The sequence below is a fragment of the Flavobacterium sp. genome, from assembly GCF_039916025.1.
Taxonomy (GTDB): domain Bacteria; phylum Bacteroidota; class Bacteroidia; order Flavobacteriales; family Flavobacteriaceae; genus Flavobacterium.
Genome location: NZ_JBDSMB010000118.1, coordinates 1 through 10075, shown reverse-complemented (window position 1 = coordinate 10075; position 10075 = coordinate 1). Strand labels below are relative to the sequence as shown.

Genomic DNA, 10075 nt, shown 5'->3' with positions numbered 1-10075 from the left:
CCCCCTAGCATTTTTTCCAAATTTGAAAAAATTGCTACAAAAGTTTGGCAAAATTTTTGTAGCAAAAAAAAATGCTTCAAAAAAAATGCTGTAAAATAAAAACAATTTGTCATGAGAAAAATCAGAAAACATAAACCAACTATCAGAGATTTTTTAGGGTTTACGCAGGAAGAATTGGCGATGATATTAAAAGTCACCCGAAGCCAACTGTCGATGTATGAAATAGGAAAAGGAAATTTGCCTTTAGCTGCTATCCAGTTGCTGGCTGAAATGCTGAAACATGTAATGGCTCCAGAAATGGCCAATAAAAAATCACCCTATAGTAAACAACAGCATGCCGAGGTGCAACAGAAACTTGAAGAATTGAAATTGGAAAATGATTATCAACTGCAAAAGACAGCCAGAAAAATAGCAACCATCGAGAAAAAACACGCTAATAGATCAAAAGCTTTACCTGTGCTGGATTTCTTGACTGTTCATAGCTTTAATAAAGATGTTGCTAAGACGGACCTGCTCAGAGATATAGCGTATAAGGTTTCCAGATCATTAGAAGTTGAAGGTTTAGCTGTTTTGGAGGAGTCTCAAATTAAGTTGGAAGTGCTGGAGTTTGAAAAAAAGGTAATTGAGTCAAGACTGGGACAAATAACGATTGTCCGTTCGGGCGATCTTTAACCACCCCGTCTCAGCAGAGCTGAGCAACCCCTCCTTAAAAAGGAGGGAGCCACATTCATTATTTAATAAAATATCCTTTTTAAATTAAACGAAAAAAGCTCCCTCCTAATTTAGGAGGGGTGGCGCCAATTTATTGGTGACGGGGTGGTACATTTTTATCAAGATTTGATAGTAAGAGAAGGATTGCCACTCGCAGTCTTGTGTAGCTTATACAAAACATTAAAAAACCCACACTATTTTCATAATGTAGGTTTTCAGAGTAAGTAAGTAGTGAAAATTGTTTATTCTTCGTCAGCTAGTTCAGCTTCAAAGTTGATATTGTGATAAGCAGAATAGGTAAGGATAGCATCCGCATTTTTCTCCTCATCAAGAGTTTCTTTAAGCAGTTCAGCGACACGTACTTCACCAAGCGTTCCGGCAAAAGCTACCAATGTGCCATAAGTTGCGATTTCATAATGCTCTACTTTTTGAGCGGCAAGTATAATACCGGCATCACGTACTGCTCCCGGTTCTGTATCCTCAAGGATGCTTTCACCTTCTTTAAGCAGGCCGTCCATGGCATCGCATTTTTTGGCAACTGCTTTTTCACCCATCAGGCTGAATACTTCCTCTAAACGCGTTACGTGGTTTTCGGTTTCGTGAAGATGGTTCACAATAGAGGTTGCTAAATGTGGAGTGGTGACATTCTTAGCCATTTTTGGCAATGCTTTTACTAAAGCTTTTTCCGCCCAGTATATGTCTTTGAGTTCATCAATGAATAAATCTCTTAAGCCTTCTGCGGCAGTTCTTTTTGGTTTTACTTTTCCTTTTGCGGTTGGGGATGTTGCTTTTGCTACAGTGCTTTTAGCAGATGGCTTTTTTGTAGTGGTTGCTGTTTTCATAATAGTTATTATTTTAGAATATCAAAGCTACATTAGTTTAGTGCAAATCATTTACAAGATTGTTTTTTGGATTTACATTATTTCTACCTGCTCTGCAACCTGGTTGCATTAATCAAAAAGTCAGAGGCATACTTTAACTTTATTTTACCAATGCTCCCAATAAATAAGCGGTATTTTTGCAGCATGTCCACAAAGAAATTCTTTACGTTTGGAAAAATAGTAGCCCTACTGTTGCTTATCAGCTATTCAGTGGCGGCTAAGCCTATTTTAAATGTAACTGAATTTCAGAAACAAGGAAAAACAGCTTTTAACAAAGTAGAAAACGCTGCCCATAAAAACATGCTGCAACCCCAAGTAGTGCATGTTACTATGATGCCAGAACATACTGTTAACCCTGCAAACCCGAGTTATTTTGCTTCGACCTTTACGGAAGAAAGCAGTTCAGAATTAAGCTCAAACGGACAGACAACTATAATTTTACAAGACGCTAATCGCTGTGAAAGTGTCTCCAGGCTCTTGTTCCCTTTCCATATTTTTTGGTAAAGTATTTCCTTTTTTAGCTTCTAAAAATTGATTTCATTGCATCCAAACTGGATAGCAATACTAACTTTATTAAATAAATTAAAATGGATTTACCAGTAATAATCATTGGTCTCGTATTACTATTAATCGTGGCCTTTCCTCTTTATTTTGTAATAAGAGCACATAAATTAGATCAAAACCAAATCAAGACCCTTTTTGCCCAAAACAGTCAGGATAATAAATATCAATTTCAATTAATTGCCAACCAAGGCCGAAAGGTTTTGGGTATGGATTCACAAAAGAAAGGGTTACTTTTTATAGATTTCAATCTTGAAGAACCTTATGTGACTTTTCAGGATTTAAAGCAAAGCGAAAGCTGTGAAGTGGCGACCTCAAGTCCACTAGGCAAGTCAAATGCCTTGAAAAGAATCGAGTGGGTTTTTATGTCAAAAAAAGGAACTGCTTCTGATAACTCAGTGCTTTTTCATGACGCCGATAAAAACTATATCGTTCCGGTATATGCGCATGAAGAATTGAAACTGGCTCAGCAATGGCAGGAAACGATTCAAAAACATCTTTAAAATGAAAAGCGGGCTAAAAGCCTGCTTTTTTTATGTCATTATATTTCGCCCCTACGGGGCTACCGATATTTAATCCCTACGGGATTATGATAAGGTTGAAGCTTGTTGATTTCTGCTAAAATAACGAATGCTGAATTATTTCAATTACACTTTTTGTATGCCTTAAACGGCCTTAATCATCTAGCTAGCAATCCCGTTAGGGATTAAATATGGGTAAGGGTAAAGCGCATAAAAATGAAAACGAAATCCCGTAGGGATGATATTTATATAGGGTTCTTAAAGATATACCGTTCATCAAATTCTATTTTAAAAACGTCTAATAATTTTAAATATTCTTCCTGAAAAGTTTTAACTTTATGGTGTTCTTCTTGATTTTTAATATAATTAATAACTGCATTTACATTCGATTTAGAATAGGAAAATGCTCCGTAACCTTCCTGCCATTCAAATTTTACTTTTAAAAATTTCTTCTCATTAATCCATTTTGAAGAGCTTCCTTTTATGTCCTGCAATAAATCAGAAATTGATTGTGTGGGCCTCATCCCTATCAGGATGTGGATATGGTCGGGCATACCGTTAATGGCTAATACCTTATGGTCGTGATTTTGTATTATCCCTGAAATATATTGATATAATTCATCTTTAAAAGAAGAATAAATTAAACCATTCCTGTGTTTTACCGCAAAAACAAATTGAATGTGTATTTGTGTATACGTATTTGCCATTATATTTTTGCCCCTACGGGGCTACCGATATTTAATCCCTACGGGATTATGGTTTAAGGTTGAATTTTTTGATTTGTGCTAAAATAACGAATGGTAAATTATTTAAAGTATAGTTTTTGTATACTTTTTAAACAGCCTTAATCACAAACGTGACAATTCCCCAAACAATAAACTGGTTGGATTCTGTGATTTGGATGGGCTGGAAATCCTTGTTTTCAGGAATCAGATAAATACCGTCTTTCTCAATTTTAATTCGTTTTACGGTGAATTCACCATCAATGCAGCATACTGCAATTTTATTATCCGAAGGTTCCAGGCTTCGGTCGATAACCATAATGTCACCATCGTCAATTCCGGCGCCAGTCATCGAATTACCATCTGCTTTGGCATAGAAAGTAGCTTGGTGATTTTTTACCAGAACTTTATCAAGGCTTATTGAGTCTCCTTCAAAATCGGCAGCAGGTGATGGGAATCCGGCTTTGATGCTACCAACGAAAGGGAGCTCTCTGCTGTTTTCTGAATTTGGAGTAAAGAATGTGAGGTTGGTTTTTAACATTGTATTTCCAGAATTTCAGTAAAATCAGTGGTGCTTCTTTTAGACAAAAATTCTTGTTTCATTTTCCACGTATGTTGTAAATCCTGATTGCCCAGTCGAATTTTGCGTTCACCAATTTTTTTATGATAGCTGTCCATGACCTGCATCAGTTTTATGTGTTTTGGATTTTCATCCTCAAATAAATGAAACTGCTTTTGGCTTTCGGGAATTATTCCGGTTACAATCACGCCTGCTTTTGAATAGCGTTCTCCCTGTTCGTGGAGTTTTTTCAAAATAGCAACAGCTGCATTGCTGATGGTCAGATTTGAATTGGTGGCAAAAGGCAACGTTTCCATCTGATTGAAATAAGTCCGTCCACCATCATTTTTCTGATGCTTATCTTTTATCAAAAGTACAATCAGGCTGTTGCAGCAGGATTTTTGCTGTCGCAGTTTTTCGGCGCAGACCGTAGCAAAAGTAGAAACACGTTCTTTGATTTCATCAAAATCCGTAAGTTTGGTTTTAAACATTCGCGTAATGGCGATGCTCTTTTTATCTTCTGAAGGATCGTCAAGTTTTATCATCGGTTTTCCTTCCAATTCCATTTTCAGGCGCAGACCTGTAACGCCCATAACCAGTTTGATATAAGATTCGTGCTGTGGCAACGTAAAATCATAAGCCGTGTTGATATTTTTGGCTTTCATTTTCTTTTTTAATCGGAAACCAATGCCCCAAACATCTTCAATTTTGGTCCATTTCAAGGCTTTTATGCGCTTTTCTTCGGTGTCAATAACATGAACGCCTTTGGTTTGTTCGGGGAACTTCCGGGCTATTTTATTGGCGACTTTGGATAAGGCTTTGCTTTCTGCAAAACCAACACAAACCGGAATGCTGAGCCATTTTTGTATGCGGGATTTTATCTGGATTCCGTAATCATGAAAGTCGACATTGATACCGTCAAAATTCATAAACGCTTCGTCAATACTATACACTTCAATATGCGGCGTGAAACCTTCGAGGATTTTCATCACACGATGGCTCAAATCTCCATACAAAGGATAATTGGAAGAAAAGACATGGATGTTTTTTTCTTTTAATTCCTGCCGCACTTTAAACTCGGGTGCACCCATCGGAATGCCTAAAGCTTTTGCTTCGTCGCTGCGCGAAATAATGCAGCCATCGTTATTGGATAAAATAACAATGGGTTTGCCGTTCAGTTTTGGCTGAAAAACACGTTCGCAGGAAGCGTAAAAGTTATTGCAATCGACTAAAGCATACATGTGGTAAATTTACAAAATAGCCGAATGTTTTGGCCTACACAAAAGTTAATTTTGAGAATTGTTGATAAATAAAAAATCCATCAAAATGACTCTTGATGGATTCTATTATATTTTAAAAAAGGGGTTTTTAATTTAGCAAATTGGTTACAAATGATGGATAAATTCCCATCAGAATGTTTAGCAAAATAGCAACAACCGCTACTGCGTAATATACAAAAGGAACTGGTTTTTTATCTTCGGAAGCTTCTTTGGTATACATAGACAAAATCAGTTTGAAGTAATAACCCACACTTATGATCGAGTTGATTACAGCCGCAATAACCACAACGTAATAACCTGCTTTCATAGTATTCGCAAACAACATAAACTTAGCAAAGAATCCGGAGAAAATCGGAATTCCAGCCATTGATAAGAGTGATGCTGTAAGTATTGCAGCCAATAATGGATTTGTTTTTCCTAAGCCATTAAAGTTGACAACATCTTCGTTGCCTTTATCTTTTGTCATATAAATAATTACGGCAAAAGAAGCAATTCCGGCCAAAGCATAAGCCGCAGTATAATATAATAATGTAGAAGCTGCAGTTGACATACTAAGCAAAGCCATAAGCATAAAACCGGCATGAGATACACCCGAAAATGCCAACATACGTTTTACATTGTTTTGACGTAATGCCATGATGTTTCCGACAGTCATCGAAAGAATAGATATAATTACAATCAGCAATTCGACTTTATCAGATAAGGTTGTTAAGCCGCTCAATAATTTATAAAGTGTAGCCATCGCAACTACTTTTGCCAATGTACTCATCGTAGCGGTTGTCATCGAAGGCGAGCCTTCATAAACATCTGGAGCCCAAAAGTGAAACGGAGCTGCCGCAATCTTAAACAACATTCCGATAATGATTAATGTTATCCCAATTGGAAACCAAACCGGTAAACCTGCGCCTTGCGATAAATCATAGATTTCTGCCATATCGAAATACCCTGTAGCACCATATACCAAACAGATTCCGAATAGGATTATTCCGGAGGCAAACGAACCCATTAAGAAATATTTCATTCCCGCTTCGTTACTTTTCACATCTAATCTTTTACTTGCCGCCAGAATATATAATGAGATAGATAGTACTTCAATTCCTAAGAAGAACATCGATAAATTTCCAAAAGAAACCATCGCAACAGCTCCGGCTAAAAGGAAAATTTTTATTGCAATAAAATCAGAAATCTTTGTTGGATGATCTTTATAGAAGTCGCCACTCAAAGCCACCAAGAAGATAGTCAGAATGATAAATAAACTCGAGAACGCAACCGAGAACTTGTTCACCACAATCATATTGTTGTAAAAAGAAGCCGGTGTATTAAACTCAGATATGGTAAGTCCAAGAATAGCTAACAGTCCAAGAACAGCAACCGGAACCAATAGCTTTCTTAAATTAAAGATTTCAGCGATAAGGCAAAAAACACCTAAACCTGATATGGCAATTAATGTATTCATTTCTGGACTTTTATCTATTTATAGTTTCTAAAATTTGATTTATACTCGGCATTACCAAATCTACTAACGGTTTTGGATACAAACCGAAGAATAATAAAAAGCCGATGATAACGACTAATGTTATCGCTTCATTGGTGGTAACATCTGCAAAAGTTTTGGCATTGGTTTCACCCAACATGGTATTCTGGAACATTTTCAGCATATAATACCCGCCCAAAATAATGGTCGTTCCGCCTAAGATTACAAACCAAATATTGACCTGACCTAAGCTGTATAAAACGGTAAACTCTCCAACAAAATTGAATGTTCCCGGGAGCGCCACTGATGCTAAAACCAAAATCATAAACATCGAAGAGAATCTTGGCGTTTGTGTTCTGATTCCGCCCATTTCATCAATAGTTCCGGTTTCGTATCTTCTGTAAATGATTTCTGCAACGAAGAACAAACCAACGATAACAAAACCGTGGGCAATCATTTGTGAAACCGCACCACTTAATCCGTCAAGCGTTAAAGTATAGCAACCTGCTGCGATTAAACCAACGTGTGCCAATGACGAATAAGCAAGTAATTTTTTCAAATCTTTTTGGCGTAAGGCTACTATTGAACCATAAATAACTCCGGCAATACTCAATCCTATTAGTACCGGCATATATGTTTTTGCTGCTTGTGGCGCAATTGGTAATTGCCAACGAATGATGCTGTACAATCCCATTTTCAGCATAACACCAGATAAAAGCATTGTTCCAACGGTTGGTGCTTTTTGGTATACTTTTGCCTGCCATGTATGGAAAGGAATAATCGGAATTTTGATAGCGTAGGCTAGGAAGAAAGCAAAGAAAATATAGCATTGTTCTGTAGCCGATAAATTCAATTTGTATAAATCTTCTAAAAGGAAGCTATTTGCTTTTGAATATAAATAAGCAAAACCAATAAGCATGAAAAGTGAACCTGCAAGCGTGTAAATAAAGAATTTCACTACTGCTTTTTTACGTTCTTCGGCATCGCCATTACCCCAAATTAAAGCAATGAAGTAAATAGGAATCAACGCTAATTCCCAGAAGATATAGTATAACAAACCATCGGCAGCTAAGAATGTTCCGGTCATAGCAAATGCCATGAATAATACTAAAGCATAGAAATTTTTACTGTTTTTGAAGCTGTTGCCAAATGATGAGAAAATAATCAATGGCGTTAAAGCGGTTGTCAATAAAACCATTGCTAAAGAAAGGCCATCGCCTTTAAAAGCTAAGGATACTTTTGGAACATCAATCCAGTTGCACATAAAGCTTACGTTTCCGCCGGAAGTATATACAGAAAGTAAATTCAGAGTAACTGCGAGTGCTCCTAAGCTAAAAACCAGCGCCACTTTGGAAGCTAATTTATCTCCGGAAAAATAGGTGATTAAAGCACCAGCCAACAGTAATAATAATATAGTAGTTACATCCATTATGTAAAAATTATTTTGCTATAAATAAATAAGTTATGATGCCAAGAACACCAATGACAAAGGCGAATAAATACAATCCGATACTACCCGTTTGTAATTTTTTACCTTGTGTTCCAAGGCCATTGGCAATAGTTCCAAAACTGAAAACCACTTTTCCAAGAGCAGGTTCTAAGGTCGTTCTAAAGAAATTAGACAAGCTGTTTAAAGGTCTTACAATTAAGAAAGTATAGAATTCGTCAACATAATATTTGTTGTAAATTACTTTACTGAAACCAGTGATTTCTGAATCCTCTTTTGGTACAAATCCTTGTTTGATGTATTTAGAATAAGCCCAAAGAATACCAAAAACAGCTCCGGCCAATGCAATTCCCATCAACATATATTCCTGGCTTCCCAAAGCATGCTCTTCGTGTTTTCCTGCTAAAATTGGTTCCAGGAAATGGTTCAGCCAATTGCTTCCAGGTAAGTTGATTGCACCACCAATAAAAGCTAAAACCGCTAATATCACCAATGGAATCGTAATCAAACTTGGACTTTCATGCAAATGATCTTTTTGATGTTGCGTTCCTCTAAAGTCTTTGAAGAAAGTCAAATACATTAAACGGAACATATAGAAAGCGGTCATGATAGAAGCGATAGAGGCGACAATCCATAAAACTTTGTTGTGTTCGAAAGCGACCATTAAGATTTCGTCTTTTGACCAGAAACCTGCGAATGGAAATATTCCGGCAATGGCTAAAGTTGAAATCATCATCGTCCAGAAAGTGATTGGCATCGCTTTGCGCAAGCCTCCCATTTTTCGCATATCCTGTTCGCCGTGTAATCCGTGAATTACCGAACCTGAACCTAAGAACAAACAAGCTTTGAAGAAAGCATGTGTGATTACGTGGAATACTGCTACATTATAAGCTCCCAATCCTAATGCTAAGAACATTAATCCCAATTGAGAAACAGTAGAGTAGGCCAATACTTTTTTAATGTCGTTTTGTAATAAACCAATGGATGCGGCTACTAAAGCCGTAGCTCCGCCAACAATGGCAATGATATTTTGAACTTGTGGTGTTAGGTCAAATAAGAAATTCATTCTTGTTACCATAAAAATACCGGCTGTTACCATCGTAGCCGCGTGGATTAATGCAGAAACCGGAGTTGGTCCGGCCATTGCATCAGGCAACCAAGTGTATAAAGGCAATTGTGCCGATTTTCCACAAGCTCCAATGAACAAACATAAAGCAGCTATTGGAATCAATGTCATTTGAAAAGAATTTAATTCCTTAAATTGAACATATAGTGACATTTCATGAAAATCTACAGTTGAAAAGGTTGCGCCTAATGCGAAAATTCCAATCAGGAAACCTAAATCACCAATTCTGTTCATGATGAAAGCTTTCTTCGCAGCATCGTTATATGATTGGTTTTTGTACCAGAATCCGATAAGTAAATACGAGCACAATCCAACGCCTTCCCAACCGATAAACATAACTACTAAGTTGCTTCCAATTACAAGCGTAATCATGAAGAAAACAAACAGATTCAGATACGCAAAAAACTTATGCATATTCTCGTCATCGTGCATATAGCTGATGGAATACAAGTGAATTAATGAACCAATTCCGGTAACGAACAACAACCAAAGCAATGACAATTGGTCTAATAAAAGTCCGAAACTTAAGTTGAAATTATGAACCGAAATCCAATCAAATAAATTGATTTCAAATGGTTTTCCGTTTTGATTTAATTGTGCAAAAAAGCAGATGCTCATCAGGAAAGAAACAAAAACAGTTACTGTTCCGATTGCGCCTGAAATTCGTTTGCTTACTTTTTTTCCAAAGAAAACATTGAAAAGAAATCCAGCAAATGGAGATAAGAGTAATACTAAAGCCAAATTTTTATCCATCTTAGATTATCCTTTTAAGTTCTTTAAATTAGCAATATCA

Annotated in this window: 10 protein-coding genes; 3 read left to right on the top strand and 7 right to left on the bottom strand. The window is 36.8% G+C overall.

All coding sequences use genetic code 11. The features are described 5' to 3' along the window. Positions 1-111 precede the first annotated feature (111 nt). Positions 112-672 carry a helix-turn-helix domain-containing protein gene (locus ABIQ27_RS08395; RefSeq protein WP_348033432.1) on the top strand — a complete coding sequence of 187 codons (561 nt, stop codon included), beginning with the start codon at positions 112-114 and terminating at the stop codon, positions 670-672. Positions 673-953: 281 nt separating this feature from the next. On the opposite strand, the gene ABIQ27_RS08390 is transcribed toward ABIQ27_RS08395, so the two are convergent. Further along, complete coding sequence (locus ABIQ27_RS08390; protein ID WP_348033431.1) at positions 954-1553, bottom strand: ferritin-like domain-containing protein; 600 nt, start codon at positions 1551-1553, stop codon at positions 954-956. Positions 1554-1736: 183 nt separating this feature from the next. Between ABIQ27_RS08390 and ABIQ27_RS08385 the strand changes: the two genes are divergently transcribed. Both ABIQ27_RS08385 and ABIQ27_RS08380 read left to right on the top strand, forming a co-directional pair. Next, a complete protein-coding gene (locus ABIQ27_RS08385) occupies positions 1737-2096 on the top strand; it encodes a hypothetical protein (protein WP_348033430.1) in 360 nt (119 codons plus the stop codon). Between the two features lie 83 nt (positions 2097-2179). Further along, the gene (locus ABIQ27_RS08380; RefSeq protein ID WP_348033429.1) at positions 2180-2656 is read left to right on the top strand and encodes a hypothetical protein; all 477 of its coding nucleotides are present in this window, start codon (positions 2180-2182) and stop codon (positions 2654-2656) included. Between the two features lie 263 nt (positions 2657-2919). Here the strand turns inward: ABIQ27_RS08380 and tnpA are convergent, their stop codons facing one another. The 6 genes from tnpA to nuoL all read right to left on the bottom strand — a co-directional run bounded on the left by tnpA (position 2920) and on the right by nuoL (position 10035). Beyond that, positions 2920-3381: an IS200/IS605 family transposase gene (gene tnpA, locus ABIQ27_RS08375; protein ID WP_348033428.1), complete on the bottom strand. Its 462-nt coding sequence runs from the start codon at positions 3379-3381 to the stop codon at positions 2920-2922. Between the two features lie 127 nt (positions 3382-3508). Continuing rightward, positions 3509-3937: a translesion error-prone DNA polymerase V autoproteolytic subunit gene (gene umuD, locus ABIQ27_RS08370; RefSeq protein ID WP_348033427.1), complete on the bottom strand. Its 429-nt coding sequence runs from the start codon at positions 3935-3937 to the stop codon at positions 3509-3511. Further along, positions 3931-5196 (bottom strand): Y-family DNA polymerase, encoded by a 1266-nt coding sequence (locus ABIQ27_RS08365; RefSeq protein WP_348033426.1) that lies wholly within the window; start codon positions 5194-5196, stop codon positions 3931-3933. Before ABIQ27_RS08365 ends, umuD begins: the two co-directional genes overlap by 7 nt. Before the next feature lie 127 nt (positions 5197-5323). Further along, entirely contained in the window at positions 5324-6691 is a 1368-nt protein-coding gene (locus tag ABIQ27_RS08360; protein WP_348033425.1) for an NADH-quinone oxidoreductase subunit N, read from the bottom strand. A 10-nt stretch (positions 6692-6701) separates the two neighbouring features. Continuing rightward, positions 6702-8138, bottom strand: coding sequence for an NADH-quinone oxidoreductase subunit M (locus tag ABIQ27_RS08355; protein ID WP_348033424.1), 1437 nt, complete (start codon positions 8136-8138; stop codon positions 6702-6704). Positions 8139-8148: 10 nt separating this feature from the next. Next, a complete protein-coding gene (gene nuoL / locus ABIQ27_RS08350; protein WP_348033423.1) occupies positions 8149-10035 on the bottom strand; it encodes an NADH-quinone oxidoreductase subunit L in 1887 nt (628 codons plus the stop codon). Positions 10036-10075: the final 40 nt, after the last annotated feature.

What these genes read in the sequence shown, in the direction of transcription:
- ABIQ27_RS08395 (WP_348033432.1), top strand. Translation starts at nt 112, where the DNA reads ATGAGAAAAATCAGAAAACATAAACCAACTATCAGAGATTTTTTAGGG.
- ABIQ27_RS08390 (WP_348033431.1), bottom strand. Translation starts at nt 1,553, where the DNA reads ATGAAAACAGCAACCACTACAAAAAAGCCATCTGCTAAAAGCACTGTA.
- ABIQ27_RS08385 (WP_348033430.1), top strand. Translation starts at nt 1,737, where the DNA reads ATGTCCACAAAGAAATTCTTTACGTTTGGAAAAATAGTAGCCCTACTG.
- ABIQ27_RS08380 (WP_348033429.1), top strand. Translation starts at nt 2,180, where the DNA reads ATGGATTTACCAGTAATAATCATTGGTCTCGTATTACTATTAATCGTG.
- tnpA (WP_348033428.1), bottom strand. Translation starts at nt 3,381, where the DNA reads ATGGCAAATACGTATACACAAATACACATTCAATTTGTTTTTGCGGTA.
- umuD (WP_348033427.1), bottom strand. Translation starts at nt 3,937, where the DNA reads ATGTTAAAAACCAACCTCACATTCTTTACTCCAAATTCAGAAAACAGC.
- ABIQ27_RS08365 (WP_348033426.1), bottom strand. Translation starts at nt 5,196, where the DNA reads ATGTATGCTTTAGTCGATTGCAATAACTTTTACGCTTCCTGCGAACGT.
- ABIQ27_RS08360 (WP_348033425.1), bottom strand. Translation starts at nt 6,691, where the DNA reads ATGAATACATTAATTGCCATATCAGGTTTAGGTGTTTTTTGCCTTATC.
- ABIQ27_RS08355 (WP_348033424.1), bottom strand. Translation starts at nt 8,138, where the DNA reads ATGGATGTAACTACTATATTATTATTACTGTTGGCTGGTGCTTTAATC.
- nuoL (WP_348033423.1), bottom strand. Translation starts at nt 10,035, where the DNA reads ATGGATAAAAATTTGGCTTTAGTATTACTCTTATCTCCATTTGCTGGA.